At 69.9% G+C, this 26,803-nt stretch carries 23 protein-coding genes; 9 read left to right on the top strand and 14 right to left on the bottom strand.

Annotation, left to right across the window (positions count from 1 at the left end; genetic code table 11):
• Window positions 1-9: 9 nt before the first annotated feature.
• The 4 genes from AB4850_RS12395 to AB4850_RS12380 form a co-directional block, all read right to left on the bottom strand.
• The gene (locus tag AB4850_RS12395) at window positions 10-651 is read right to left on the bottom strand and encodes a DUF1109 domain-containing protein (protein ID WP_414440098.1); all 642 of its coding nucleotides are present in this window, start codon (window positions 649-651) and stop codon (window positions 10-12) included.
• Window positions 652-761: 110 nt separating this feature from the next.
• Window positions 762-2,882 carry a 7TM diverse intracellular signaling domain-containing protein gene (locus AB4850_RS12390; RefSeq protein ID WP_414440097.1) on the bottom strand — a complete coding sequence of 707 codons (2,121 nt, stop codon included), beginning with the start codon at window positions 2,880-2,882 and terminating at the stop codon, window positions 762-764.
• A gap of 162 nt (window positions 2,883-3,044) precedes the next feature.
• Window positions 3,045-3,755 carry a response regulator gene (locus AB4850_RS12385; protein WP_414440096.1) on the bottom strand — a complete coding sequence of 237 codons (711 nt, stop codon included), beginning with the start codon at window positions 3,753-3,755 and terminating at the stop codon, window positions 3,045-3,047.
• A 181-nt stretch (window positions 3,756-3,936) separates the two neighbouring features.
• Entirely contained in the window at window positions 3,937-5,208 is a 1,272-nt protein-coding gene (locus tag AB4850_RS12380; protein ID WP_414440095.1) for a multidrug effflux MFS transporter, read from the bottom strand.
• Window positions 5,209-5,301: 93 nt separating this feature from the next.
• On the opposite strand from AB4850_RS12380, the gene AB4850_RS12375 reads away from it, so the two are divergent.
• A complete protein-coding gene (locus AB4850_RS12375) occupies window positions 5,302-6,825 on the top strand; it encodes a PLP-dependent aminotransferase family protein (protein WP_414440094.1) in 1,524 nt (507 codons plus the stop codon).
• A 28-nt stretch (window positions 6,826-6,853) separates the two neighbouring features.
• Here AB4850_RS12375 and AB4850_RS12370 read toward each other — a convergent pair whose 3' ends face one another.
• The gene (locus AB4850_RS12370; RefSeq protein WP_414440093.1) at window positions 6,854-7,222 is read right to left on the bottom strand and encodes a hypothetical protein; all 369 of its coding nucleotides are present in this window, start codon (window positions 7,220-7,222) and stop codon (window positions 6,854-6,856) included.
• 235 nt (window positions 7,223-7,457) lie between these two features.
• Window positions 7,458-8,405, bottom strand: coding sequence for a LysR substrate-binding domain-containing protein (locus AB4850_RS12365; RefSeq protein WP_414440092.1), 948 nt, complete (start codon window positions 8,403-8,405; stop codon window positions 7,458-7,460).
• 127 nt (window positions 8,406-8,532) lie between these two features.
• Between AB4850_RS12365 and AB4850_RS12360 the strand changes: the two genes are divergently transcribed.
• Window positions 8,533-9,834, top strand: a complete 1,302-nt coding sequence (locus AB4850_RS12360) for an aspartate aminotransferase family protein (RefSeq protein WP_414440091.1) — start codon at window positions 8,533-8,535, stop codon at window positions 9,832-9,834.
• A gap of 128 nt (window positions 9,835-9,962) precedes the next feature.
• On the opposite strand, the gene AB4850_RS12355 is transcribed toward AB4850_RS12360, so the two are convergent.
• Window positions 9,963-10,394, bottom strand: a complete 432-nt coding sequence (locus tag AB4850_RS12355) for an organic hydroperoxide resistance protein (RefSeq protein ID WP_414440090.1) — start codon at window positions 10,392-10,394, stop codon at window positions 9,963-9,965.
• A gap of 210 nt (window positions 10,395-10,604) precedes the next feature.
• A complete protein-coding gene (locus AB4850_RS12350; RefSeq protein WP_414440089.1) occupies window positions 10,605-11,081 on the bottom strand; it encodes an Lrp/AsnC family transcriptional regulator in 477 nt (158 codons plus the stop codon).
• A 155-nt stretch (window positions 11,082-11,236) separates the two neighbouring features.
• Between AB4850_RS12350 and AB4850_RS12345 the strand changes: the two genes are divergently transcribed.
• Complete coding sequence (locus tag AB4850_RS12345) at window positions 11,237-12,400, top strand: M20 aminoacylase family protein (protein WP_414440088.1); 1,164 nt, start codon at window positions 11,237-11,239, stop codon at window positions 12,398-12,400.
• 22 nt (window positions 12,401-12,422) lie between these two features.
• Here AB4850_RS12345 and AB4850_RS12340 read toward each other — a convergent pair whose 3' ends face one another.
• The 3 genes from AB4850_RS12340 to AB4850_RS12330 all read right to left on the bottom strand — a co-directional run bounded on the left by AB4850_RS12340 (window position 12,423) and on the right by AB4850_RS12330 (window position 16,988).
• On the bottom strand, window positions 12,423-13,163 hold the full coding sequence (locus AB4850_RS12340) for a cysteine hydrolase family protein (RefSeq protein ID WP_414440087.1): 741 nt from the start codon (window positions 13,161-13,163) through the stop codon (window positions 12,423-12,425).
• Between the two features lie 115 nt (window positions 13,164-13,278).
• Window positions 13,279-13,869, bottom strand: coding sequence for a TetR family transcriptional regulator C-terminal domain-containing protein (locus tag AB4850_RS12335; protein WP_414440086.1), 591 nt, complete (start codon window positions 13,867-13,869; stop codon window positions 13,279-13,281).
• Window positions 13,870-13,946: 77 nt separating this feature from the next.
• The gene (locus AB4850_RS12330; RefSeq protein WP_414440085.1) at window positions 13,947-16,988 is read right to left on the bottom strand and encodes an FAD-binding and (Fe-S)-binding domain-containing protein; all 3,042 of its coding nucleotides are present in this window, start codon (window positions 16,986-16,988) and stop codon (window positions 13,947-13,949) included.
• Window positions 16,989-17,096: 108 nt separating this feature from the next.
• Here AB4850_RS12330 and AB4850_RS12325 point away from each other — a divergent pair, with 108 nt between their 5' ends.
• From AB4850_RS12325 to AB4850_RS12315, 3 genes are all read left to right on the top strand, one after another.
• A complete protein-coding gene (locus AB4850_RS12325; RefSeq protein WP_414440084.1) occupies window positions 17,097-18,095 on the top strand; it encodes a LysR substrate-binding domain-containing protein in 999 nt (332 codons plus the stop codon).
• Between the two features lie 31 nt (window positions 18,096-18,126).
• Window positions 18,127-18,555 (top strand): hypothetical protein, encoded by a 429-nt coding sequence (locus AB4850_RS12320; protein ID WP_414440083.1) that lies wholly within the window; start codon window positions 18,127-18,129, stop codon window positions 18,553-18,555.
• A 157-nt stretch (window positions 18,556-18,712) separates the two neighbouring features.
• A complete protein-coding gene (locus AB4850_RS12315) occupies window positions 18,713-19,114 on the top strand; it encodes a DUF3597 domain-containing protein (protein WP_414440082.1) in 402 nt (133 codons plus the stop codon).
• Window positions 19,115-19,223: 109 nt separating this feature from the next.
• On the opposite strand, the gene AB4850_RS12310 is transcribed toward AB4850_RS12315, so the two are convergent.
• A complete protein-coding gene (locus AB4850_RS12310) occupies window positions 19,224-20,810 on the bottom strand; it encodes an aldehyde dehydrogenase (NADP(+)) (protein ID WP_414440081.1) in 1,587 nt (528 codons plus the stop codon).
• Between the two features lie 482 nt (window positions 20,811-21,292).
• Here AB4850_RS12310 and AB4850_RS12305 point away from each other — a divergent pair, with 482 nt between their 5' ends.
• Window positions 21,293-22,045, top strand: coding sequence for an SDR family oxidoreductase (locus AB4850_RS12305; RefSeq protein WP_414440080.1), 753 nt, complete (start codon window positions 21,293-21,295; stop codon window positions 22,043-22,045).
• Window positions 22,046-22,136: 91 nt separating this feature from the next.
• On the opposite strand, the gene AB4850_RS12300 is transcribed toward AB4850_RS12305, so the two are convergent.
• Window positions 22,137-23,060: an AraC family transcriptional regulator gene (locus AB4850_RS12300; RefSeq protein ID WP_414440079.1), complete on the bottom strand. Its 924-nt coding sequence runs from the start codon at window positions 23,058-23,060 to the stop codon at window positions 22,137-22,139.
• A 193-nt stretch (window positions 23,061-23,253) separates the two neighbouring features.
• Between AB4850_RS12300 and AB4850_RS12295 the strand changes: the two genes are divergently transcribed.
• Window positions 23,254-24,039 carry an SDR family NAD(P)-dependent oxidoreductase gene (locus AB4850_RS12295; RefSeq protein WP_414440078.1) on the top strand — a complete coding sequence of 262 codons (786 nt, stop codon included), beginning with the start codon at window positions 23,254-23,256 and terminating at the stop codon, window positions 24,037-24,039.
• Window positions 24,040-24,249: 210 nt separating this feature from the next.
• Window positions 24,250-25,410 (top strand): NAD-dependent formate dehydrogenase, encoded by a 1,161-nt coding sequence (locus AB4850_RS12290; RefSeq protein WP_414440077.1) that lies wholly within the window; start codon window positions 24,250-24,252, stop codon window positions 25,408-25,410.
• Between the two features lie 59 nt (window positions 25,411-25,469).
• Here AB4850_RS12290 and AB4850_RS12285 read toward each other — a convergent pair whose 3' ends face one another.
• Entirely contained in the window at window positions 25,470-26,624 is a 1,155-nt protein-coding gene (locus AB4850_RS12285) for a porin (RefSeq protein ID WP_414442021.1), read from the bottom strand.
• Window positions 26,625-26,803 lie beyond the last annotated feature (179 nt).

Below are 26,803 nucleotides of genomic sequence, written 5' to 3'. Positions count from 1 at the left end.
CGTTGCCCGTCACCACCGCAACACCTTCGGCCCGATCACCGCGCCCACCAAAGTCGGCACCAGCATGCCGAGCAGATACCACACGCCCCAGAACGGCACGCCCATCTCGGGGCAGTGCAGGCAGTAGACGAGCGTGGCCAGCGCGCCGGCCAGCAGGCCGCCCACCGCGCCGGTCAGCGCCAGGCGGGTGGGCGCGAGGCCGCGCAGCGCGGCCATGATCGCCACGAAGCCGGGCGCGGACAGCATCGCGATCGCGAACGGGCAAACGCGCCAGGTCGCGCCGAGCACGAGCGCCAGACGCTCGCCGGACGGCGTGCCGGCCAGCATCACGGCGGCGCACAGCCAGACCGCCAGCACCGGCCAGGCGATCAGCAGCCCGGGCCGCGCGGCGCGGGCGCCGGGGCGCGCGAGCTTGGCGACGGTGGCGAGCGCGCCGGCGGCCAGCGCGAGCGGCAGCGCGACCTTGGCCCAGAACAGCGGCGTGCGCGCGATCTCGGCGAGATCGTGGCGCAGCCCGAGCACGGCCAGCATCAGCACGAACGCGCCTGCCACGCCGGCCGCGATGGCGACGGCGAAGCGCTTGGTGGCGGCATGGCGGTCGACGCGCGGGGCGCCGGTCGCCAGCATGGAAATCAGGTCATCGGTTTTCATGGTGTGTCCCGCATCGTGGCGGCCGGGCGAATCCCGTGCCGTGCGGCGATGTCATGAGTTCGCTTCGGTGGCGCGGATGGTTACAGCGGAAACGAGAAATTCCCGAAATTCTACGATGATGCGCCGCTGCCCGGGGCGGGGGCGCCGGCGCTGACGCCAGCACCGGCGCGGATTCCGGCCACCGTCACCGCCAGCGTGGTGCCCGTCGCGCCCGAGGCGATCCGCAGCACGCCGCCGAGCCGCTCGACGCGCGCGCGCAGGCTGCCCATGCCGATGCCGCCGTGCGGGCTGGGCGCTTCGGGGTCGAACCCGCGCCCGTTGTCGGTCACGCTCAGGCTCAGGCCGGCGGCCGGATCGTCGGTCACGGCGATGTCCACGCGCGTCGCGCCGCTGTGGCGCAGCGCGTTGGTCACGGCTTCCTGCAGCACCCGCATCACGTCGAGGCAGACGGCGTTCGGCAGGTGCAGCGCGTCGATGCCGCTCAGTTGCCAGCGGCAATCGATGTCCTGCGCCTCGAATGCGCGCGCGAACCGGTGGCGCATCGGCGCGATGAAGCCGTCGAGCGTGCGGGTGCCGGCGTGGTCGAGCGAGGCGGCGTCGATGATGATGCGCAGGTCGTCGCGCAATTCCTTCAGGATGCCGAGGAAGCGCGCGGGCGGCATGTCCTGCGGCGCGTGCTCGAGCGTCGTGATGCTCGACACCAGCGTGCCGCCGAGGCCGTCGTGCAGGTCCTGCGCGAGGCTCAGGCGTTCGCTCAGTCGCGCGTTGGTGACCTGCAGCGCATGCTCGCGGTCGAGCGTGGCGCGCAGCTCGCGCTGGGCGTCGGCCACCGCGCCGGTCAGCTCGTCGTTGAACTGCTCGATGCGGCGCAGGTTGGTGACAAAGCGCCAGGCCAGCACCAGCGCCATGCCGATCATCTCGAACTGCGCGGCGATCGACGAGTAATAGATGTTGTCGGACAGCACGCCGAGGAACGTCAGGATGTCGTGCACGCAGGCCGCGATGAAGATCAGCATGCAGGCCGACAGCGCCAGCCGGTCGCCGCGCGGCCAGCGCACCGCGAACACCACGAAGCCGCTGCAGCAGGCGATGAACACCAGCGCCGGGATCAGCGCGATGGCCGCGCGCACCGTCTCGATCGCCTCGCGCGGCGCGGCCAGCATGGCCGCCACCTGCGCGGCCGACAGCAGCCACAGGCCCCATTCGAGGCGCGGCAAGCGGCGGCCGGCGAAGCGCAGCGTGAACATCGCGAAGCCGGTGCTGAACACCACCACCGCGATCGACATGGCGGCTTCCCAGCCGTCGGTGCTCGGGAACGGCCACGGCGAGGTGGCTGCCTGGTTCAACTGGAAGCACCACCAGGCGATCGATTGGAGTCCGAACCAGCCGTACACGCTCTGGCGGCGGCGCATCAGCCACAGCACCACGAAGAAGCAGCCGAGCGTCGAGGTCACGGCCAGGCTGTAGAGCTGGAGGTCGCGGCGGATTTCGTGGGCATGGCCGTAGCGATGCTCGACCACCCCGGGCGGCCCCACCACCACCGCGCCGAGGCCCGGCGCGTAGGCGGACAGGCCCGACACGCGGATCAGCAGCGTATCGGCGTCGGCGCGCAGCAGCGGCGCGGGCAGCAGCCAGCGGCGCGGCGAGTTCCAGGCGCGGCTCAACGGTTCGACGAGTTGCGGATCGTTGGCGATCAGCGTGTCGTTCAGATACACCGCGCCCGCCATGTTCAGGTAGTCGACGAAGGCGGCGGCGGGCTGGCCGGCCAGGCAGCCGGCGGCCCAGTTGATGCGATACCAGACCACGCCGTCGAAGCGCGGCCAGCGCGTGGTCCAGACGTCGGGCAGCGTGACGGGCACCCAGCCGGTGGCGGGCGGGGTGTTGTCGGTCCAGCCGGCGGCGCGCGCGGCGTCGATCCGCAACGGGCAGCCCTCGGCGCGCGGCGCGGCGAACGCCGACGGGATCGCGCGCGACGGCGCCGGCGTGGACGACAGCGCGAAGCTCGGCGACGTGAGATGCGGCGACGGGTTGAAGCGGCGCGACGCGGGCTGGGCGGGCGCGGTGGCCGAATCCGAACCGGTGTCGATGGCCGGGATGGCCGAGGCCGGATCGGCTTGCGCGGCCAGCACGGTGGCCGGCGCGGCCACGGTTGCGGCCACCGCCATGAAGCCGGCCGCGAGCAGCGCGCGGGCGAACCGCGTCGCGCGTTGCGCGCGGAGGCCAACGTGCACCGCCAGCCCAAGCCAAAACCACCCGAGCATCATCGTCACCGAACCGGCTACGGCACTCCACGGCGGATTCCCGCCCGGGCCGGTGCCGCGCTCAATCCGCTGCACGCCCGGTTTCGATCTGTGATCGCAGATGCGCCATCTGTCGGAGCTGCCGTGCATGGGCTAGGGCAGCAAGCCGTGCGCGCGCGCCTCGAACACGGCCTGGGTGCGCGATCGGACGGCCAGCTTCTTGTAGATGTTCTTGATGTGGCATTCCACGGTCAGCCGCGACAGCGACAGCAGCTCGGAAATCTCGCGGTTGGTCAGGCCCTTGCTGACGATGCCGAGGATCTCGATCTCGCGGCGGCTCAGGCGCACCGGCGGCGCGCCGTTGCGCGACGGCAGCAGGCCGGTGGCGGCCGGGCTGCCGGGGGCGGGCGCGGCGTTCACGGTGGTGTCGAGGATATGGCGCGCGACGAACGGATCGATCGGCGCGCCGCCGCGCAGCACGCTGCGGATCGACAGGGCGATCTCGAGATCGTCGCGTTCCTTGAGCAGGTAGCCGGTGGCGCCGGCCTGCAGCGCGCCGACGATGGTCGGGCCGGTGCTCCAGGTGGAGATCACGACGATCGGCAACGCCGGATCGGCCTCGTGCCATTCGCGGATCAGTTCGATGCCGGAGCCGTCGGGCAGGCCGATGTCGACCAGCGCGATCGCGCACGGCTGCGCGGTGCGCATGGCCCGGGCTTCCGAGAGGCTGCCGGCGTATAGCAGCGCGTCGTCCGTGTAGCCGAGCGAGGTCAGGATCGCGGTGAGACGCCGCTGCATCAGCGGCTCGTCATCGACGATCAGGAGCGGGCCGGGTACCAGGGGTTCCGGTGGCAAAAGCGTCATGGGTGCGTATCGGTGACGAAATCGGGCGTCCGCGCCGGGTGGGCGGCGGAGCTGCGCTCGCGGGTCGCGAGGCGATGTCATCGCATGATACGCGAGGGGCCGGTCAGCTTCCTTACGGATTTTGACGTTTTGGGTGCATCTACACATTCGGCCGGGAACCGGCACGCGATGCCGGCCCGCGTCAGTCGGCGCGGCCTCCGGCGGCGCCTTGGGCCGGGCCGCCGATGCGCGCCGACGCCGGGCCGTCGCGCGTGCGAAGCACGGCGAAGCCGCCCGCGAACGCAAGGCTGGCGACGGCGGTCACGGCGATCAGCGGCACCGCGCTGCCGTCGGCCGCGCCCGTCAGCCGGTCGAGCAGGGCGCCGCACAGCGCCGTGATCGCCATCTGGATGAAGAAGAACAGCCCCGAGGCGGCCCCGGCGATCTCGGGGAACGGTTGCAGCACCGCGAACTGGCAGGCCGGGATCGCGATGCCCACCGCCACCATCGCCACGAACATCGGCGCGACGAGGGTGAGCGCGCTCGGCGCGTGGCCGAGGTTCAGCGCGCACAGCGCGGCGGCGGCGGCGAGGTTCAGGCGCGCCGCGCGCGCCAGCACGGCGTCGGCATCCATCCGCGCGTGCATCCGGCGATACAGCGCCGAGCCGGCCAGATAGCCCGACACCGTGATGCCGAACACGGCCGCATACGCCGCGTCGGACAGGTGCAGCCGCCGCTGGAACAGCGCCGACGAACCGGCGATGAACGGGAAATACGTGCAGTAGACGAAGCTGATCGACAGCGAGTAGCGCAGGAAGTGGCGATTGCGCAGCAGCCGTGCGTAGGTCGCGCCCAGCCCGCGCAACGGATGCGCGCCGGCTGCCCGGGCGATCGCCTCGCCACGTGTCTCGGGCAGCAGGCGCCAGGTGAACCACGCACCGGCCACGCCGCCGATCGCCAGCATCCCGAACACCGCGCGCCAGCCGCCGACCGCCGCCACGGCGCTGCCGGCCAGCGGCGCGATCACCGGCGACAGCGCCATGCCGGCCGACAGCGCGCTCAACAACGCCACCTGGCGGTTGGCGTCGAAGCGCTCGCGCACGATCACGCGGCCGATCACCGCGCCGCCGCAGCCGCCGAGCGCCTGGATCACGCGCGCGGCCACCAGCGCCGGCACGCTGGTGGCGAGCGCGCATGCCAGCGTCGCCGCCACGTAGACGGCCAGCCCCGCGAGCAGCACCGGCCGCCGCCCGTAACGGTCCGACAGCGGCCCCATGATCAGCATCGAGGCGGCGTAGCCGGCCATGTAGGTGGTCAGCGTGGATTGCATCTGCGCATCGGTGGCGTGCAGCGCGTCGGCCATCGCGGGCAGCGCGGGCAGGTAGGCGTCGATCGCCGCGCGCGGCAGGCAGACGATCAGCAGCAACAGGATCAACCAGGCGCGTTCGGAAAGCGGGCGGGACGAAGCAGGCATCGGACGAATCGGCGAAGGAAGGGGGAGTTCGGACTGTACGGGCAATGTGGTATAAGCCGAAGATCCATTTGATCAATTCAGGAGTGGACCACTATGGCGCGAGGCAAGGCCGCGATTCCGCTCGATCTGCCGAGGCCGCCGGGCCTCGCGGCGCAGGGCGTGGCGTCGAAGCAGGACCGGATCGCCGATGCGCTGCGCGAGGCGATCCTGCAGCGCCGCCTGCCGGCCGGGGCCGCGCTGCCCTCCACGCGCACGCTGGCCGAGCGCTGGCGCATCGCGCGCGGCACCGTCGAGGCCGCGTTCGAGCGGCTCGTCGCGGAGGGTTATCTGTCGCGTGTGCGCGGTTCGGGCACGCGCGTCAGCGCGGTGGTGCCCGATACCTACCTGATGGCGCCGGGTGAGGCGATGGCGTCCGCTGCTTCACCGCTTCTGCCGCCGCCTCTGCCGTCAGCTTTGCCGCCGCCGATACCCGCCGCTGCGGCAAGCGCCGATTCGCCGAGCGGCAACCGCATCGGCGTGCCGTTCGTCGCGCGGCTGGCCGATCCTTCGCTGCTGCGCCTGAGCGAGTGGAAGCGCCAGCTTGCCGGCGCGCTCGCGGGGCTCGAACCGGCCGATCTCGGCGCGGCCTCGCCGCACGGCGAACCGGCGCTGCGCGCGCGGATCGCTGCCTGGCTCGGCGAATATCGCGGCATCGCCTGCGAGCCCGACGACGTGTTCATCACCACCGGCATCCGCCATTCGCTCGACCTCGTGATGCGCGCGATCGACGTGCGCGGGCGGCGCGTGGCGATCGAGGACCCGGGTTACCCGATGACCGCGCAACTCGTCGAGCTGAACGGTGCGCGGGCGCTGGCCGTGGAGGTCGATCCGCAGGGGCTGGTGGCGGCGCGGCTGGCCGGGGCGCGCGATGTCGCGGCGGTGTGCGTGACGCCCGCGCACCAGTCGCCGCTGGGCGTGACGATGTCGGTGTCGCGCCGCCTCGAATTGCTCGACTGGGCGCAGCGGCACGAGGCCTGGGTCGTCGAGGACGACTACGACGGCGAGTTCAGCTATCAGGCCGCGCCGCTGCCGGCGCTCAAGGCGCTCGACCGCCACGCGCGCGCGATCTATTGCGGCTCGTTCAACAAGACCTTGTTCGCCGGCTTGCGGATCGGTTTCGTGGTGGCGCCGGCGGCGCTGCGCGAGCGGCTCGCCGCGTTGCTGGCGGCGACCGGCCGGCCGGTGGGCGCGATCGAGCAGCGTGCGCTGGCGGGTTTCATGAGCAGCGGCGGCTTCGCACGGCACCTGCGCGCGAGCCGGCAGGCCTACCAGCAGCGCCGCGACGCCGTGCTGGCCCGGCTGTCGGCCGAGCCGGGCGCGGCCGGGCGCTACGTCGTGTCGGGCGAACAGGCCGGGTTCCATTTCGTGCTGTGGCTCGATCCGGCGCGTGACGAGCGGGCCTTCGTGCGCGCGGCGGCAGCGAACGGCATCGCGTTGCAGGCGCTCGGCGACTATTGCCGCGAGGCGCGGCTGCCGCCGGCCGTGCTGGTCGGCTACACGGCGCTGACGCTGGCGCAGGCGCGCTACGCGGGGCGCACGCTGGCGCGCGTGCTGGCCGGTGATGACGAGGCGGGGTGAGGGCGGGGCGTACCGCCGTCAGGGGAGGTCAGGGACGGGGGGCGGAGGCGGCCGGGGCGGGGGCCGGCGCTGCTGCTTCGTTCTGCGCCTGGCGCTTCTTCTTCAGGCAATTTTGCGTGACCAGCATGGTCGCCTGATCGGGGTTCGGCAGCGTGGGCGCGCTGTAGATCGTCTCGATCGCGTCGTCCACCGCCTGCGCGTCGGGGCCGTTGCCGTAGTACTTGTGCGATTGCGCGAGCGCCTGCGCCTTGGTCTTGTGACGCTTGCGCCAACCCGAGATCTGCGCGGCCACGTCGCCGACCGCGAAACAATGGTCGTCGAACGCCTGGGCATGGGACGGGAGAGCCGGCAGCGCGACACAGCACGCGACGGCCAGGGACAAGACGGCTTGCTTCATCTGACATTCCTGTGGATCGGGAGCGCGCGGCGGCCCGGCTGGCGATGCTCTGGGCCGAAGTCGCCGCGCGCGAATCCGCACAGTCTATCGAAAAGCGCCTGCGCGGAAGGCCGGTTGGCTGCGTCGGCAGACGCCGTGTGACCGGATTCGGTATAAATGCGGCGCAATGCCGCATGTTGGCGGGTTGGTCGATTGGTCCGAACCGCCAAGCCGGCACCGCATCCACAGCACCCGCTCACAAGCCCGGCAACATCCCCCGGATATGCTCGGCGAACGCCGCCACCAGCGGCGACGGCGCGGCCTTCGCCAGCTTCAGCGTGATCGCCACGGCCGGCAGCGCGGGCAGGCCCGGGTCGCCGCCGAGGATCGCCAGGTCGGGCGGCACGGCCGTCTGCGTGATCACGGCGAACGCCTGCCCCGAGCGCACCAGGGCCGTCAGCCCGGCCAGGCTGCTGCTCGCGTAGGCGATCCGGTACGCGCGGCCCGCGCGTTGCAGCGCGTCGCGGGCGGCGAGGTGGTCGAGCGTGTCGGGGTCGGACAGCGCCAGCGGCAGAGGATCGAAATCGGCCGGCGCGAGACCCGGATAGCCGATCCAGACCAACGGCTCGCGGCGGATGATCGCGTCGCCGTCCGGATCCGCGTGACCGGCCGCCGCGCCCGCGCTCGCGCCGGCACCTGCAGCACCGACATCAGCCCCGCCCCGATCCTCGGCCCGAGCCGCGGCCGCATCCGGCACCGACACCAGCGCGAGATCGAGCACACGCTTGCCGAGCCGCTCGCGCAGGCGCGGCGTGGGTGCGCAGAACACCTCGACCTGCGCGTGCGGATGCAGGACCGAGAACTGCCGCAGCAACGGCGGCAGGAACACGGTGGCGTAATCGTCGGGGCAGCCGAAGCGGATCGTGCCCGACAGCCCCTTGCCCGACAGGTCGGCCAGTGCCTCGTCGTGCAGCCGCAGGATTCGCTGCGCGTGCGCCAGCAGTCGTTCGCCGGGGTGGGTCAGCACCACGCCGCGCCCGGTGCGCTGGAACAGCGGCTGATCGACGGTGTCCTCGAGCCGGCGCAATTGCTGACTCAGCGCCGATTGCGTGCGGCCCACGCGTTCGGCCGCGCGGCTCAGCGTGCGGACCTCGGCGATCGCGACGAAGCTGCGCAACAGATCGATATCGAGCGTCCGGCTCACGGGCAGAACTCCTGGGTATTAGCCATTCTTTTATCTGGCATTAAAACTATTAGATTCTATAAAACCAGATCGGCCTCTAGACTGCAAGTCATCCGATTCATCGATGAACCCAGTCAGGAGCGCCACCGTGTCCCGCAATCAAGACGAGAAATTCTGGCAACAGGCGAAGCAGCATCTGATCCGCTACGGCGGCACGTTCGAACCGATGATCATCGAGCGCGCGCAGGGCAGCTTCGTGTACGACGCGGACGGCCGCGCGATCCTCGATTTCACGTCGGGCCAGATGAGCGCGGTGCTGGGCCACAGTCATCCCGAGATCGTCTCGGTGATCAACGAATACGCAGGCAAGCTCGATCACCTGTTCAGCGGGATGCTGTCGCGGCCGGTGGTGGACCTGGCGACGCGGCTCGCCGAGATCACGCCGCCCGGCCTCGACCGCGCGCTGCTGTTGAGCACCGGCGCCGAATCGAACGAGGCGGCGATCCGCATGGCCAAGCTCGTGACCGGCAAGTACGAGGTGGTCGGTTTCGCGCAGTCGTGGCACGGCATGACCGGCCACGCCGCCTCGGCCACCTACAGCGCGGGGCGCAAGGGCGTGGGGCCGGCGGCGGTGGGCTCGTTCGCGATTCCGGCGCCGTTCACGTATCGCCCGCGTTTCGAGCGCAACGGCCAGTACGACTATCTGGCCGAACTCGATTACGCGTTCGACCTGATCGACCGCCAGTCGAGCGGCAACCTGGCGGCGTTCATCGCCGAGCCGATCCTCAGCTCGGGCGGCATCATCGATCTGCCGCCCGGCTATCTGGCGGCGCTCAAGCGCAAGTGCGAGGAGCGCGGCATGCTGCTGATTCTCGACGAGGCGCAAACCGGCGTCGGCCGCACCGGCACGATGTTCGCGTTCGAGCGCGACGGCGTGACGCCCGACATCCTGACGCTGTCGAAAACGCTCGGCGCGGGCCTGCCGCTGGCCGCCGTGGTTACCTCGGCCGAGATCGAGGAACGCGCGCACGAACGCGGCTATCTGTTCTACACGACGCACGTGTCCGATCCGCTGCCGGCCGCGGTGGGCCTGCGCGTGCTCGACGTGGTGGCGCGCGACGGGCTGGTCGAGCGCGCCAACCGGATGGGCGAGCGGCTGCGCAACGGCCTGCTGGGCCTGATGGAGCGCTTCGATTGCATCGGCGACGTGCGCGGGCGCGGGCTGCTGCTCGGCATGGAGGTGGTCAAGGATCGCCGCAGCAAGGAGCCGGCCGACGGGCTCGGCGCGAAGATCACGCGCGAATGCATGAACCTCGGCCTCAGCATGAACATCGTGCAGTTGCCGGGCATGGGCGGGGTGTTCCGGATCGCGCCGCCGCTGACGGTCAGCGAGGCGGAAATCGATCTCGGCATCGATCTGCTCGGCAAGGCGATCGAAAAGGCGATTTGAAATCGAAGCTGGGGGGAGTGGGGGCGAAAGCGACCCGCTCGCAAACGCCCGGCTCCAAAACGAAACGGGGCGGCAACCCGCGAAGGTTGCCGCCCCGTGTGCCTTGCGCCCGAAGAGGGCGCGGACGATCAGCCGTGCGTGGTCGTCTTCACGTCGACGCTGGCCTTGATCGCGTTCGAGTACGGGCAGATCGTGTGGGTGACTTCGGTCAGCTTCGCCGCGTCGGCTTCGGGCAGGCCGGGCAGGAACACGTCGAGTTCGGCCGTGATGCCGAAGCCGCCTTCCGAGCGCGGGCCGATGCCGATCGTCGCGGTGACGGTCGTGCCGTCGGGCACCTTGATCTTGGTTTGCTGGGATGCGACGCGCATCGCGCCGAGGTAGCAGGCCGAATAACCGAGCGCGAACAGCTTCTCGGGGTTGGCGCCGTCGCCGCCGGGGCCGCCGAGTTCCTTCGGCACCGTGAGCTGCAGGGCCATCGTGCCGTCGGCGAGTTCGGTCTTGCCGTCACGGCCGCCACCGCTCGCGGTGGCGGTGGTCTTGTACTTTGCATCGACTGACATGGGCTGCTCCTGTCTCGGGTTGGCAAAACGAGTGGGAAAGCGGTATTCATTCAAGCGCCGCCCATGGTAGGCGGCGCCCGCGGTTTCGTCCAGCGCCGTGGGCGGCGCGGCTTGCCGGTGTCCGGAGGCGCCCGCCAGCGCCGACAAGACCGCCCGGTCTTGTCGACCACGCCGGACAGCAAGGCCCGAGCCCGCCGCCTGCGCTTGCCTTCACGTCTCCTCGCCCACCGGCACATCGAGCCCCACCTTCACGCGATCCATGCTGACCAGCGTCTTGAAGCGCTTGACGTTGTTGTTCGAGAAGAACAACTGGCGCGTCAGTTCGTTGTACTGCTCCATGTGCCTGACCGAGAGGATCAGCACGAAATCCCATTCGCCGGCCACGTAATAGCACTGCTGGATCTGCGGGCAGCGCGCGAAGCTGCGCTTCATCGCGTCGAGCTGGTCGATCTGTTCGCTCTCCACTTCCACGTTGACCACGATCGTCAGCGGATGCCCGGTTTTCTCGGGCGAAACGATGGCCGTGTAGCGCTCGATCACGCCGTCGTCGGCCAGGCGGCGCAGGCGGCGGTTGACGGCCGCGGTGGAGAGATTGACGCGCGTGCCGAGTTCGTTCTGCGGCGTTTGCGCGTCGCGCTGGATCTCGGCCAGCAGCTTGCGGTCGTAGGTGTCGAGGGACGAGGTCATCGGGAGGCAGGGCGATATCGCCCGGAATCGATAAAAAATTGCGTGGGCGCGCACGATAAAGCGACGGAATTCGCCGCGCGCAGAAATATTATTGTGCTCAACCTGTGCAGGACTCACAAGCCATCAATCCGCCCGACGCATCGAGGACCCACCCCATGGACCGTTCACTGCAAGACACGCTGGCCGGCTGGCGCCGGCAATTCCATCGCTACCCGGAAACCGGCTTCGAGGAAGTGCAGACCTCGGACCGCGTGGCCGCGATCCTCGGCGCGCTCGGCATGGAGGTGCATCGCGGCATCGGCGGCACCGGGCTGGTGGCGAACCTGCGCGCGGGCAGCGGCACGCGCGCGATCGGCATTCGCGCCGAGATGGACGCGCTGAACATTGCCGAGCAGGCGCCGGGCCGCGCCTACGCGTCGTGCGTGCCGGGCAAGATGCATGCGTGCGGCCACGACGGCCACATGTCGATGGTGCTCGGCGCGGCGCAACTGCTGGCCGAGCGGCGCGATTTCGACGGCATCGTGCGCTTCGTGTTCCAGCCCGCCGAGGAGCACGGGCGCGGCGCCAAGGCGATGATGGCCGACGGCCTGTTCGAGCGCTTTCCGGTGGAGGCGATGTTCGGCGCGCACAACATGCCGGGCATGCCGGCCGGTTCGTTCGCGACGCGCGCGGGCGGCATCATGGCGAGCGAGGACAACTTCGTGATTCGCGTGCGCGGGCGCGGCACGCACGCGGCGCGCCCGCAGATGGGCGTCGATCCGATCGTGATCGCCTCGCAGATCGTGCTGGCGTTGCAGACGATCGTGTCGCGCAACCTCGATCCGGGCCTGCAGGCGGTGATCTCCTGTACCGAATTCATCACCGACGGGCTGCGCAACGTGATCCCGTCGACCGTGACGATCAAGGGCGATACGCGTAGTTATGCGAACGACGTGCAGGCGATGCTGGCCGCCCGCATGCGCGAGATCAGCGAGGGCATTTGCCATGCGCACGGCGCGCAGTGCGAATTCGACTACACCCACGAGTTCGCGCCCACCGTCAATTCGGATGCCTATGTCTCGCTCGCCGTCGAGGCGGCCACGCGTGTGGCCGGTGCGGCGGCCGTCGATCCGAACGTGCAGCCGATGATGATCTCGGAGGATTTCGGCGCGTTCCTGCAGGCGGTGCCGGGCAACTTCGTGTTCATCGGCAACGGCGAGGCCGCCGGCGAGGGCGGCACGCCGCTGCACAACGCGTCCTACGATTTCAACGACGCGATCCTGCCGGTGGGCGCGCGCTACTTCGCGGAAATCGCGCGGCTGGCCTTGCCGCGCGCTTGAATCGCAACCTCGTGCCGAACGGTCAGCGCGGCGCGGCTTCGCTCGCGCCCAGCGCCTCGACCGTCTGCGCCGTGGTCCATAGCGCATGCGCGAGGAAGCGATAGTTGATCATGGCGGCCAGATAGCCGTCGCCCTCGGGCACACGCGGGCCGGCCGTCGCATCGCGCACCACCACCACCTCGAAACCCTGCTCGATCAATTCGCGCAGATGCGATTCGATGCACAGGTTCGCGGCCATGCCCGCGAGCAGCACCTGCGAGACGCCGCGCTTGCGCAATTGCAGCACCAGATCGTTGGTTTCCGGGCCGTACACCTTGTGCGGCGAGGTGATGATGGTTTCGCCGTCGAGGATGTACGGCTTGTAGGCATCGAGGAAATCGGCGCCCGAATTCTCGAAGCCATCCAGCGTGGTCGGCCCCTTGCGCGCGAACATGCCGATCGCATGCATGGCCTTTTCGAGCGGGCCGCCGAAATGCCAGCCGTGGTCGCACGGGTAGTAGTAGTGCGGCGAGACAGCCACCACGATGCCGGCCTGCTTCGCCATCCTGAACAAGGTTTCGAGGTGGCCCACCGTGCCGTTCTCGACGATGCTCTCGCCTACCAGCGGCCAGGTCACGCCCGACGGGCTCAGGAAATCGTTCTGCGGATCGACCACCACGAGCGCGGCCTTGCTGCGGTCGAACCGGAACCCGGTGGCGGGCAGGCCCGGCTCGGCGGGATCGTCGTAGGCGGGGTTGCGGGACGGTTGCGTTGCGTGATTCATGCGAAGCTCCAGGGCAGGGAAAGGTTCTGAACGGACAGGGGACAGCGAGCAACGGCGGCCGGTCGTGCATCACGAAAATAAATGACCAGTCACCTTATTATTGGGCCAAAAAAGCTCACCCCAACAAGCGGGCGAGCACCACCTTCTCGAATCGTTCGCAGGCCTTGCCGTTGCGCTCGACCTTGCTGCGCATGACGGCGCCTTCATAGCTTTCGACCAGGATCGCGGCCAGCTCGTCCGGATCGCCGCCGGCATCGATCTCGCCTTGCGCCTGCGCTTCGCGCAGGCAATCGGCCAGCAGCGCCTGCCAGCGTTCGAGCAGGCGCAGCGCGGTGCGGCGCGCGTCGTCGTTCGAGGCGGACAGTTCGAGCGAGAGGTTGCCGATCAGGCAGCCGAGCGTGAAGCCCGAGGCGCGGTGATCGTCGGTCAGTTGCCGGAAGAAGCGGCGCACGCGGGCCAGCGGCTTGCCGCGGCCTTCGCGCAGCAAGGCGGCGTGACGCGTTTCGATCGACTGCCAGTAGGCATCGAGGATCTCGCCCGCGAACGCTTCCTTGCTGTCGAAGTAGTTGTAGAACGAGCCTTTCGGCACGCTGGCCGCCTCGGCGATGTCCTGCACCGCGCAGCCGTTGAAGCCCAGCTCGTGCACGACGCGCTGGCCCGTGGAGATCAGGCGGAGACGAACTTCGGGATTGGGCGGGCGCGGCATGATGAACGGCGATGACCGGTGGCGGTGGAATGCGTAGCAAGATAACCGGTCATCTATTCGCTGTCAATCGCACGCCATCACGCCTGGCGATAAAGCGCCAGCAGCACTTCGACCGGGTGACGCAGGCGCTGCCCGGTCAGCCGCTCGGTCTGGCAGCGGCACGAATAGCCGGTGGCGAGCAATTCGCCCTCGGCTTCGGCGGCCACGTGCCGGGCCCACGATTGCGAGAAGATCGTGGCCGAGGTGGCGCGGTTGCGCGCCTCGTGGCCGTAGGTGCCCGACATCCCGCAGCAGCCGCTGGCCGGCATCCGCAGTGCGAGGCCGGCCGCCTCGAACACCGGTTGCCACAGCGCGGCGGCGGCGCTCGCGTTGGTGCGCTCGGTGCAATGCGGCAGCAGCCGGAACGCCTGGGCGGGTGCCGCGCGCGGCGGTTGCGCGCGCAACGCGTGAATCAGCCATTCCTGCGGCAGCAGCACCTCGGGCACCGTGCCGATGCCGTCGATCTTTTGGTATTCCTGACGATAGACGAGCGTCATGGCCGGATCGAGGCCGACCAGCGCGATGCCGCTGCCGGCCAGCGCGGCCAGATGCGCCGCGTTGCGCCGGGCGGTGCGCGCGAAGCGCGGCAGGAAGCCCTGCACATGCAGCGGCTTGCCGTTCGGCAGGAACGGCGCGACGAACACGCGATAGCCGAGCGTGTGCACAAGCGCGAGCCAGGCTGCCGCCACCGGCGTTTCGAAATAGCGCGTGAACGCGTCCTGCACGACGATCACGCTGCGTGCGCGTTCGGCCTCGGACAGCGCGGCCAGCCGTTGCGGCGTGGCCGTTTCGGCCCGCGCCGCGCACAGTGCCTCGGGCCACGCGGCGTCGTGCAGCGCGGGCGCATCGACGATGCCCGCGGCGCGCTCGATCAGCGCCGCCACCGGCGCGGTGCGCAGCACGGCGTTGTACAGGCGCGGCAGGCCCGGCACGGCGGCCACGCGCGGCAGCGTGAATTCGAGCGAGCCGATCAGGTGATCGCGCAGCGGCCGCAGGTAGCGCGTGTGATAGCGCGCCAGGAAGCGCGAGCGGAATTCGGGCACGCCGACCTTCACCGGGCACTGCCCCGCGCACGACTTGCAGGCGAGGCAGCCGGCCATCGCGTCATACACCTCATGCGAGAAATCGGTTTCGCCGCCGCGCCGGCGCAGGCTGTTGAGCGCGCGCACCGGCAGCGCGGCGGCGCGCGGCTCGGCGGCGAGATCCACGCCGGCCTCGGTCTGCCGGCGCAGCCATTCGCGCATCAGCGAGGCGCGGCCCTTGGGCGACTGCACGCGCTCGCGCGTCGCCTTCCACGACGGGCACATCGCGTCGTCGGGATCGAAGTTGTAGCAGGCGCCGTTGCCGTTGCAATGCACGGCGTCCGCGTTGGCCTGCCAGACGCGTTCGTCGATGCGCCGGTCGAGTTCGCCGCGCAGCGTGGTGGTGTCGATGCGCAGCAGCGCGGCTTCGCTGCCGGCCGGCGTGGCGATCTTGCCGGGGTTCAGTTGGTTGTGCGGATCGAACGCGGCCTTCAGTTGCTGCAAGGCCGGGTAGAGCGGGCCGAAATACTCGGGCACGTATTCGGAGCGCACGCCCTTGCCGTGTTCGCCCCACAGCAGGCCGCCGTAGCGGCGCGTCAGCGCAGCCACCGCGTCCGAGATCGGCCGCACCAGCGCGGCCTGCGCCGGGTCGCGCATATCGAGCGCCGGGCGCACGTGCAGCACGCCCGCATCCACGTGGCCGAACATGCCGTAGCGCAGGCCGTGGCCGTCGAGCAGCGCGCGGAACTCGGCGATGTAATCGGCCAGATGCTCGGGCGGCACGGCCGTATCCTCGACGAACGGTTGCGGGCGCGCCTCGCCGCGCGCGTTGCCGAGCAGGCCCACCGCGCGCTTGCGCATCGCGTACACGCGCCGCACGGCTGCCTCGCCATCGGCGATCGTGTGGCCGAGCCGCTTGACCTGCCGGTCGGCCTGGAGATGCGTGACGAACGCGGCCACCCGGGCGCGCACCTCGGCGGCGTCGTCGCCGCTGAATTCGACCAGGTTGATGCCGTTCGCTTCGTCCTGCGAAGCGTCGGCGGCCGGGAAGAATTCGGCCACGCTCTGCCAGACGATGTCCTCGCGCGCCAGCGCCAGCACCGTCGAATCGACGGTTTCGATCGACAGCGGGCGATGCTCGAGCAGCGCGCGCGCATCGCGCAGCGCATCCATGAACGCCGGGTAGCGAATGTTGACGAGCATCGCGTGCTTCGGCTCCGGCAGCACGTTCAGCGTGGCCTCCACCACGAAGCCGAGCGTGCCTTCCGAGCCGCACAGCACGCTGTTCAGGTCGAAGCGGCCCTGCGCGTCGCGCAGATGGGCGAGGTCATATCCGGTCAGGCAGCGGTTCAGCGCGGGGAATTGCGTGCGGATTCGTTCGGCCTCGCGCGTGTGGATGCCGTGCGCGGTGCGATGGACCCGGCCGATCGCATCGTCGCGGCGGCACAGCGCGTCGAGCTCGGCGTCGTCCACGGGCGCGCTCGACAGCCGCTCGCCGCCGATCAGCACGGTGTCGAGCGCGAGCACGTGGTCGCGCGTCTTGCCGTAGGTGCAACTGCCCTGGCCGCTCGCGTCGGTGCTGATCATGCCGCCGAGGGTGGCGCGGTTCGAGGTGGACAGCTCCGGCGCGAAGAACAGGCCGTGCCGCTTCAGTTCGGCGTTGAGCTGATCCTTGACCACGCCCGCCTCGACGCGTGCGGTGCGCGCGACCGGATCGATCGCGAGAATCCGGTTCATGTGGCGCGACAGGTCTACCACGATGCCTTCGGTCAGCGATTGCCCGTTGGTGCCGGTGCCGCCGCCGCGCGGTGCGACGGCCACCGTGCGAAAGCGCGGCTCGCCGAGCAGCCGCGCGATGCGCGCCACGTCTTCGGCGTGGCGCGGGAACAGTGCGGCGGCGGGGCGGCGCTGGTAGATCGAGTTGTCGGTGGCGAGCACGGTGCGGGTGGCGTCGCTGCGGTCGATCTCGCCCTCGAAGCCGGCTGCATGCAACGCATGCAGGAACGGATCGATGGTGGGCGCGGAGGCGGTAGCGGTGGGGAGCCGGGCGATGGTCATGAGGGCGTCGCCGGAACGGCGCGATTTCGGTATCGTGGAGCCTCATTGTCGCGGTCGCGGCGCGCCTCGGCAAACGTATGTTCGTCGGACAGATCATGAGGTTTATGAATGAATTACCGGAAACTCACGCCGTCGATGTCGCTGCTGCTGGCGTTCGAGGCCTCGGCGCGGCACCAGAGCTTCACGCGCGCGGCCGAGGAGCTGGCGCTGACGCAAAGCGCCGTCAGCCGGCAGGTGCAGGCGCTGGAGGCGATGCTCGACGTGACGCTGTTCGTGCGCGAAGGCAAGCGGATCGCGCCGACCGACGCCGGGCGCGCCTACATGGCCGAGCTGGGCGACGCGCTCGCGCGCATCCGCGACGCGACGCTGCGCGTGCTGGCCTCCACCGCGCCGGCCACGCAACTGCGCGTGGCCACGCTGCCCACCTTCGGCGCGAAATGGCTGATGCCGCGCCTGCCGCGCTTCTATCAGGCGCATCCGTCCTGGCAGATCGACCTGCATTCGCGGATCGGGCCGGTGGATTTCACGGCGATGGACCTCGACGCGGCGATCGCCGTGGGCGACGGCCGCTGGCCCGAACTGATCGCGCATCGGCTGCACGACGAGGAACTGGTGCTGGTCGGCAGCCCGGCGGCGTTGCCGGCGGCGTGGCAAGCGCGCGGCGGCCGAGCGAAACGCCGCGCCGCGTCGGGTGCCGACCGGCCGGCCGCGCGGTCGGCGGCCCCGTTGGCTGTGCCGTTGGCCGGGCAGTTGGCTACCCAGTTGGCCCCGCAGTTGGCCGAACTCGCGCTGCTGCGCGTGCGCAGCTTTCCCGATGCGGCGCGCGTCTGGTGCGAGGCGCAGGGCGTGCCGCACGACGCGCTGCGCCCCGGCCCGAGTTTCGAGCTGACCTCGCATCTGATCCAGGCCGTGATCGCCGGGGTCGGCGTGGCGCTGGTGCCGCGCATGCTGGTGGAGGAGGAGTTGCGCGACGGGCGGCTTGTCAGCCCGTTCGCGCCGGTGCCGAGTTCGCGCGCCTACTTTCTTGTCTATCCGCCGCGCGTGGCGCAGCATACGGTGCTCGTGGCGTTTCGCGACTGGCTGCTGGCCGATCTGGCCGCCCATTGAGCGACATCCCGATCCGGCTGAAGGAGCCTCGATGACCGAACCGACCGAATCCGATGCACCGCTTTCTCCGGCAGCCCTGGGCGAACTGGCGACGATGGAAACGCAGCCGCCGCGCCGCCGCCACCTGCTGCTGTCGAGCCTGCTGCTGTTGCTGGCGTTGATCGCCGTGGCGCTGGCCGGCGGCTTCGGCGTGATGACGGGGCAGTGCCGCGATCTCGGCCTCGCGGCCGGCTGGACCGTCATGTTCGCCGTGATCGGCGTGGGCGGCGCGCTCGAAAACGCACCGGTCGCGCTGCTCGCGCTTGCCGCGTGGGTCGGCCTGGTGGCCGCGCTGCGCAGCCGGGTGGCGTGGCGCGTGACCGGCACGCAGGTCTGGATCGCCGCGCTGCTGATCTACCTCGTGGCCGCGACGCTCGCCTGGTTCGCGATGCCCGCCGATTCGTGCCGAATCCACTTTTGAGCGGTAGCGCACACAACGCGCGATACAGCGGTACGCAACGCCGCACGCTTACGACTTTTGACAGTTTCGTCATGGCATTGCGGTTACCATGGCGCGGGAACGCGCGGCCGGTCCGGTCGCGCGTGTTCTGTTTTCACGAACCAACCGGAGCACGACCATGAGCATCTTTGGCGATATCGTGAACAAGCTGTTCGGCAAGGCCAAGCCGGATCAGGCGCCCCCCGCCGCGGCACCGCAACCCGATCCCGCAGCGGCCCAGGCCGCCGCCCCCGACGCCGCCCCGGCGCCGGCCCCGCTGTCCGACGTGGACGTGGCGGCCGTGCTCGACCAGCTCGTCGGCGAAAGCGGGCAGACGCTGAACTGGCGCGTGTCGATCGTCGACACCCTGAAGGCGCTCGGCGTGGACAGCAGCCTCGACCACCGCAAGCAGCTCGCGGCGGAACTGAAGTACGACGGCGACACCAACGATTCGGCCAGCATGAACATCTGGCTGCACAAGAAGCTGATGCAGGCGCTCGCGGCCAACGGCGGCAAGCTGCCGGACGATCTGGCGAACTGAGCGGCGCGCCGCCGGTCATCCCAGGCGGCATCGCATGAATGAGTAAGGGCCGACGCGGCAGCGCGTCGGCCCTTTTTTCATGACGAGCGCGCCCGCGAGCGGGCCGGCGTCATTGCTTCACGAGTTCGCCGTCGCGCAGGCGCCAGAGGCCGAGCGGGTTGGCGTCCTGCAGCGCTTCGGGCAGCAGTTCGGCCGGCAGGTCCTGATAGCAGACCGGGCGCAGGAAGCGATCGATCGCCAGCGTGCCGACCGAGGTGGTGCGCGAATCGGACGTGGCCGGGAACGGGCCGCCGTGCACCATCGCATGGCACACCTCGACGCCGGTCGGGTAACCGTTCGCGAGAATCCGCCCGACCTTGCGCTCCAGCACCGGCAGCAGGCGCCTGGCGGCCGGGTAGTCGGCCGGATCGAGCAGCAGCGTGGCCGTCAACTGGCCTTCGATGCCGTCGAGGATGCCGAGCAGTTCGGCCTCGTCGCGGCAGGCCACCACGATCGAGGTCGGCCCGAAGATTTCGTCGGCCAGGCCGTGATTCGCGGCGAACGCGGCGGCGGTGGTGCGATACAGCACCGGCAGCGCCGTGCAGACATTGGCGTCGGCGATGCCGCTCGCCACTTGCGTGACATCCGGCTGCTGCGCGCGCTCGTCGATCTGGCGGCGATAGGTGGCGGCGATGCCGGCCGACAGCATCGGCTGGGCCTGCTTGGCCGCGATGGCGGCCGAGGCGTCGGCCACGAACGCGTCGAGTTCGGGGCCGGCGATCGCGAGGATCAGGCCCGGATTGGTGCAGAACTGGCCCGCGCCGAGCGCCAGCGAATCGACGAAGCCCTGCGCGATCTGCGCGCCGCGTTGCTTGAGCGCGGCCGGCATCAGGAGCACCGGGTTGATGCTGCTCATTTCCGCGTGCACGGGGATCGGTTCGGCGCGCTTGGCCGCGATCGCCGTCAGCGCGAGGCCGCCGCGGCGCGAGCCGGTGAAGCCCACCGACTTGATCGCCGGATGCGCGACCAGCGCCTCGCCCACCGTGTTGCCCTTGCCGATCACGAGCGAGAACACGCCTTCGGGCAGGCCTACGTCGGCCACCGCCTGCTGGATCGCGCGGCCCACCAGTTCCGAGCCGCCGAGGTGCGCCTCGTGCGCCTTGGCCACCACCGGGCAGCCCGCCGCCAGCGCCGACGCCGTGTCGCCGCCCGCTACCGAGAACGCGAGCGGGAAGTTGCTGGCGCCGAACACCGCCACCGGGCCCACCGGGATCTTGCGCGCGCGCAGGTCCGCGCGCGGCAGCGGCTTGCGCTCGGGCAGCGCGGAATCGAGCGTGGCGTCGAGCCAGCGGCCGGCGCGCACCACCGTCGCGAACAGGCGCAACTGGCCGCAGGTGCGGGCGCGCTCGCCTTCGAGACGCGCCACCGGCAGCGCCGTTTCCAGATGCAGGCGTTCGATCAGCGTCGGGCCGAGCGCCTCGATGCGTTCGGCGATCTTTTCCAGCAGCGCGGCGCGGGTGTCGAGCGGGGCGTTGCGGAACGTGTCGAACGCGGCGTCGGCCAGGCGGCAGGCGCGATCGACGTCGTCCGCGCCGCCGGCGCCGAATTCGGGCTCGATCTCCTGGCCGGTGGCCGGCACGAAGGCGCGCAGCGTGCCCTGCGTGCCGCGCACCGAGGCGGCGCCGATCAACATGTTTCCGGTGATGTCTTGCGTCATTGCGTCAATCTCCTGCGAGTCGGTGATTCGGGGCGCGCGGCGCGGCGAACGGGCGTCGCGCACGGGATCGGAGCCGCGCCGGGCCGGCGGACGCCGGCGCGTGCCGGGCGATCGCGAGCCGGCCAGGGACGGCGGCGGGGCGGGTGATCGGCGGCAAGCGGCATCTTACTCGCGGTGGGAAAAGCGCGCCGAAGGTGGCGCGGCGGGTGAGGCGGCGGTGAGACGGCGGGTGAGATGGCAGGTGAGACGGCGGTGATGCGGCGGTGGGGCGGCGGTGAGGCGGCAGTGAAGCGGCGATAGCGCGGTCGCGGTGCGGTCGTCGCCCAGCCGTGACGCGAGGCGGCACTGGTTTTCAGAAAGCTTGCGCCGCCGCGCGCGATTGCCGCTCGCGCGGCGCGTCGTTACGATAACGGCCTGCCCGCGTGCCGCCGGCGCGTTTGCCGCAAGCCGGCGCACTTCCCTCAAGCCCGACCGAGATCCCCATGACCGATTCCTCCCTGCCTCCGATTCGCGCCATCGTCACCGGCCACACGCGCGGCCTCGGCGCCGCGCTCGCCACGCAACTGCTGGAACGCGGCGCGGCCGTGCTCGGCGTGTCGCGCGGCGAGCATCCGCACCTGGCGGCGCAATTCGGCGAGCGCTTCGCGCAAGTGGCGCTCGACCTGTCCGATCCCGCGAAGCTCGCCGCGTGGCTCGCGAGCGGCGCGCTCGAACGCTTCGCGCAAGGCGCGCGCTGCGTGCTGCTGATCAACAACGCGGGCGCCGTCGAGCCGATCGGCCCGCTCGCGACGCAAACGCCCGAGGCGATCGCGCTGGCCGTCGGCCTGAACGTGACCGCGCCGCTGATGTTCGCGAGCGCCGTGGCGAAGCTCGGCGGCGGCGCGCTGGAGCGGCGCATCGTGCATGTGTCGAGCGGCGCGGCGCGCAATGCCTATGCCGGCTGGAGCGTGTATTGCGCGACCAAGGCCGCGCTCGATCATCATGCGCGCGCCGTGGCGCTCGATGCGAACGGGCCGCTGCGCATCGCGAGCGTCGCGCCGGGCGTGGTGGATACCGACATGCAGGCGACCATTCGCGGCACCGACGCCGCGCGCTTCCCGCAACTCGAACGCTTCGAACAACTGAAGGCCAGCGGTGCGTTGACGACGCCCGACGATGCGGCGCGCAAGTTGCTCGATTACGCGTTGGGAGAGGCGTTCGGGGCGGAAGCGGTGACGGACGTGCGGGAGCTGTGAGCGCGACAGGCGCGGGATCGTCAGCGAACCGCGCCGAGCGGAGAACGCGGCCCGGTGGCCGAACGCCCCGGCCGCCGCGTTCCGCGCCGCCTCACACCACCCCCGCCTCCACGCCGCGCCCCTCGCGCCGCGCCGCCATCAGCACCGCCGCATCGCGCTTGGGCGGCGTGCCGAACATCCGCGAATATTCCCGGCTGAACTGCGAGGCGCTTTCATAGCCCACCTTGAACGCCGCCTCCTCGACCTTGACTGCGTCGCTGGCGATCATGCGCCGCGCTTCGAGCAGCCGTAGCTGCTTCTGATACTGCAGCGGCGTCATCGACGTCAGCGCCTTGAACTGCCGATGAAACGCCGACGGGCTCATGCGCGCCAGTTGCGCCAGTTCGTCGATGCTGATCGCGCTGTCGAAGCGGTCGCGCAGCGCATGCACCGCGCGCACCACGCGCTCGGCCTGCCCGTTGGCGAGCAGCATGCCGACGATCTCGCCGCCGTTCGGCCCGGCCAGCAGCCAGTAGCACAGCTCGCGCATGATGCCGGGATACAGCACCGGAATCGCATGCGGCGTGTCGAGCATGCGCACCGCGCGCGCGGCGCATTCGGCCAACTCGGGCCGCAACGATTCGACGAACACCCCCGGCCCCGCGTGATCGCGCGCGGGCGGCGGCGCCTCGAAGCTGTCGAGCACGCTGCGCATCACCGTCATGTCCAGCCCGATCACGAGCGCGATCGCGGGATTTGCTTCGGTACCCTGAACGATCTGGCCGACGGCCGGCATCTCCACGCTGACCACCAGCGCCTCGCCGGCGCGATACAGGTAATCGCGCGTGCCGAACGTGGTGCGCTTCGCGCCCTGCAACGCGATGCACAGCGCCGGCCTGAACAGCAGGTGGCTTTGCGGGCGATCCTCGGTGGCGCGCGTGATCAGCATGCTGTCGATCGCGGTGCGATACACGTGGGCGGCGGGTTGGCGGTCGATATGGTGACGGACCACATCGAGCAGGGCTTGGGTTTTCATCGTGCGTCCTTGGCGGGCAGGGGAGCCGGTCGGGCGGCGCGGGCAGCGCGTCACGCCAGCATAACGGCAAGCCGGCCGACGCTGCGCGATCGAGCAGGATCAGGCAAGAATTTGTCGATTTCCGACATTCACCGCGGCCCGGGGCCGGCCGTACGATGGCTCTCGTGTTCCCTTCACTCGATTCGAGGTCCTCATGTCCCAGCAAACATCCCCCGTCGCCGCGCAAGCCGGCAAGATCGCCATCGTCACGGGCGGCAGCCGTGGCCTCGGCCGCGACACGGTCGTCAACCTGGCGCGGCGCGGCGTCGATTCGATCTTCACCTGGCATTCGAATTCGGCCGAAGCCGACAAGGTGGTGGCCGAAGTGGCCGCGCTCGGCCGCCGCGCGATCGCGCTGCAACTCGACACCGGCAACACCGGCGCGTTCGCGGCATTCGCCGGCAAGGTGAGCGAGGCGCTCGCGCAACTCGGCCAGCCGCGTTTCGACTATCTGGTCAACAACGCGGGCACCTCGCATCACGCGCCGTTCGCGAGCGTGACCGAGGCCGATCTCGATGCGCTCTACAACGTGCATTTCAAGGGCGTGTTCTTCCTGACGCAAACGCTGCTGCCGCTGCTCAACGACGGCGGGCGCATCGTCAACATCTCGTCGGGCCTGACGCGCTTCTCGTTCCCGGGCAGCAGCGCGTATGCGTCGATGAAGGGCGCGGTGGAAGTGCTGACGCGCTATCTGGCGCGCGAACTCGGTGAGCGCGGCATCGTCGTGAACACGGTGGCGCCCGGTGCGATCGCCACCGATTTCAGCGGCGGCATGGTGCGCGACAACCCCGAACTGAACCGCCGCATCTCGGAGATGACGCCGCTCGGCCGCGTCGGTCAGGCCGGCGACATCGGCCCGCTGATCGCGTCGCTGCTGGCCGACGACAACCGCTGGGTCAACGCGCAGCGCATCGAGGCGTCGGGCGGCATGCTGCTCTGATCGATTCGGATCGGTTCGTAGTACGGAACTTGCGTCGCCCGCCGCGACCGGTGCAGCACGACCGGCTACGGCGGGCGATGCCGTTTCGACGCGCGGCGAACGCACGGCGGAAACCGTGCGATTCCGGAATTTTCAGGCATCCGAACTTGGCAGACTGGCTTCACCTTGCAGACAGGCACTGCAACGGCCCATAAACCAGGAGAGATTCAGATGGCCAAGGTACTTTGCGTTCTCTATCCCGATCCCGTCACCGGCTACCCGCCGGCCTACGCGCGCGACGACATTCCGAAGATCGAGCGCTATCCGAACGGGCAGACGGTGCCATCGCCGAAGGGCGAGCTGGGCTTCCGTCCGGGCGAGTTGCTCGGCTGCGTGTCGGGCGAACTGGGCCTGCGCGCCTGGCTCGAAAGTCAGGGCCACGAACTGATCGTGACGAGCGACAAGGACGGCGCCGATTCGAACTTCGATCGCCATCTGGCCGACGCCGACATCGTGATCTCGCAACCGTTCTGGCCCGCGTACCTGACGCCCGAGCGCCTCGCCCGCGCGAAGAAACTGAAGCTCGCGGTGACGGCCGGCATCGGCTCGGATCACGTCGATCTGAAGGCCGCGGCCGAGCACGGCGTGACGGTGGCCGAAGTGACGTTCTCGAACAGCATCAGCGTGGCCGAGCATGTGGTGATGATGACGCTGTCGCTGGTGCGCAATTACCTGCCGTCGCACCAGTACGCGGTCAATGGCGGCTGGAACATCGCCGATTGCGTGAGCCGCAGCTATGACCTCGAAGGCATGCAGTTCGGCACGATCGGCGCCGGCCGCATCGGGCTGGCGGTACTGCGCCGCCTGAAGCCGTTCGACGTGAAGCTGCATTACTACGACCCGCATCGCCTGTCGAACGAGATCGAGCGCGAACTGGGCCTGACGTATCACGAGACGCCGCAATCGCTGGTCGAGGTGTGCGACGTGATCAATCTGCAAAGCCCGCTCTATCCGTCCACCGAGCACATGTTCGACGACCGGATGTTCGAGCGCGTCAAGCGCGGCGCTTACCTGATCAACACCGCGCGCGGCAAGCTGTGCGACCGCGACGCCGTGGTGCGCGCGGTCGAGTCGGGCAAGCTGGCCGGTTATGCGGGCGACGTGTGGTATCCGCAGCCCGCGCCGGTCGATCATCCGTGGCGGCGCATGCCGTACGAAGGGATGACGCCGCATATCTCGGGCAGCTCGCTGTCGGCGCAGCATCGCTACGCGGCGGGCACGCTGGAGATCCTGCAATGCTTCTTCGGCAAGCAGGCGATCCGTCCGGAATACCTGATCGTCGATGGCGGTGCGCTGGCCGGCACCGGCGCGGGGTCGTACAAGCTCGACTGAGTCTGATCCGTGCTCGATCCGACATGTGACGCCACCGGCCGCGCGGCGCGTGCGGCCGGTCAGAAAAAATGGCGAATGCCGAGAGTGGTCGCCACCTGTTCCTTCGCGCTGGACTGCGCGAGGCCGGTGATGCCCGCGCCGATGTTGGTGCCGTCCATGCCGCTCACGTGCTGATACACGGCCTGCAGATACACGTTGGTGCGCTTCGAGAAGCTGTAGACGGCCAGCAGGTTCGCCTGTTGCCACTTCGGGCTGCGGCCGTCGAGCTGGCCGTCGGTGAACGTGTAGGCGGCCACCAGCGTGACGGCGCCCGTCAGCGCGTAGCGCGCGTTCAGTTCGAGATTGGTGAAATGCGCCGCGCCGTTGGTCAGCGCGATGCCGCTGCTCGTGCCCGACGCGTAGGCGCCGATGCCGCTGGCGTCGCGCAGGCGCGTTTGCGTGAACAGCGCGCCGATCGCGCCGCGTCCGAACCCGTAGTGCGCGCCCGCGCCCCAGGTGCGCTGGCGGCCGGCGGTGAAGGTGGCGTCGCTGGCTACCGCGCCCGAGGCGTTGTCGAGCGCGTTCGAGCCGGCGTTGTCGAGTTCGAGGTAGGCCGCCGCGAACGTGAAATCGCCATAGGTGTATTGCGTGCCGAAGCTGGCCGCGCGATTGTCGGCGAACCGGCCCGCCTCGTTCGAGAAGCCGTACAGCGCGCCGAAACGCCAGCCGCCGAGGCTGGCCGTCTCGAACTTCACGGAGTTGGCAATCCGAAACGAACTGTCGAGATTGTCGTTGTCGTACGGGTGCGCGAAATGGATGCCGCCGTACGAGGTGCCGGTCAGCGCGAGCGGCCCGAGGTAATCCACCACCACGTCGTATTGCCGGCCTGCCGTGAGCGCGCCGACCCCCTTGCGCGACAGCCCGACGAACGATTGCCGGCCGAACAGCCGGCCGTTCTGGCCGAACGCGCCGCTATCGATGCTGAAGCCGTTTTCGAGCTTGAAGATCGCCTGCCAGCCGCCGCCGAGATCCTCCTGCCCCTGGATGCCCCAGCGCGTGCCGTTGATGTTGCTGGCGGTGGACTGGAAGGCCGCGTTGCCGTGCTGGTTGTTGGTGTAGGTGATGCCGGTATCGATGATGCCGTACAGCGCGACGCTCGATTGCGCATGCGCCATGGGACTCAGCAGCGCGAGGCCGGCGAGCGCGAGAGTGGCGGGAAGGAAGCGGTTCAGCATGGCGGCGTGGGCGTGCAAGGCACGAAAAGTCAACGGGATCGCCATGCTAGGCGGGACGATTCGCGTACCTAAGCGATGCTTGGCGATATGCAAATCAGCGAGCGCACGAACGGCGCTGAGGCAGGCGATTCGATGCGATGCAGGAGGGGGCGGTAACGGTTCGGATTCCGGAGGATTCG

This window comes from Burkholderia sp. 22PA0106 (assembly GCF_047497155.1).
Taxonomy (GTDB): Bacteria; Pseudomonadota; Gammaproteobacteria; order Burkholderiales; family Burkholderiaceae; genus Burkholderia.
The sequence above is the reverse complement of the archived record's forward strand: the minus strand, read 5'-3'. Positions and strand labels throughout refer to the sequence as shown.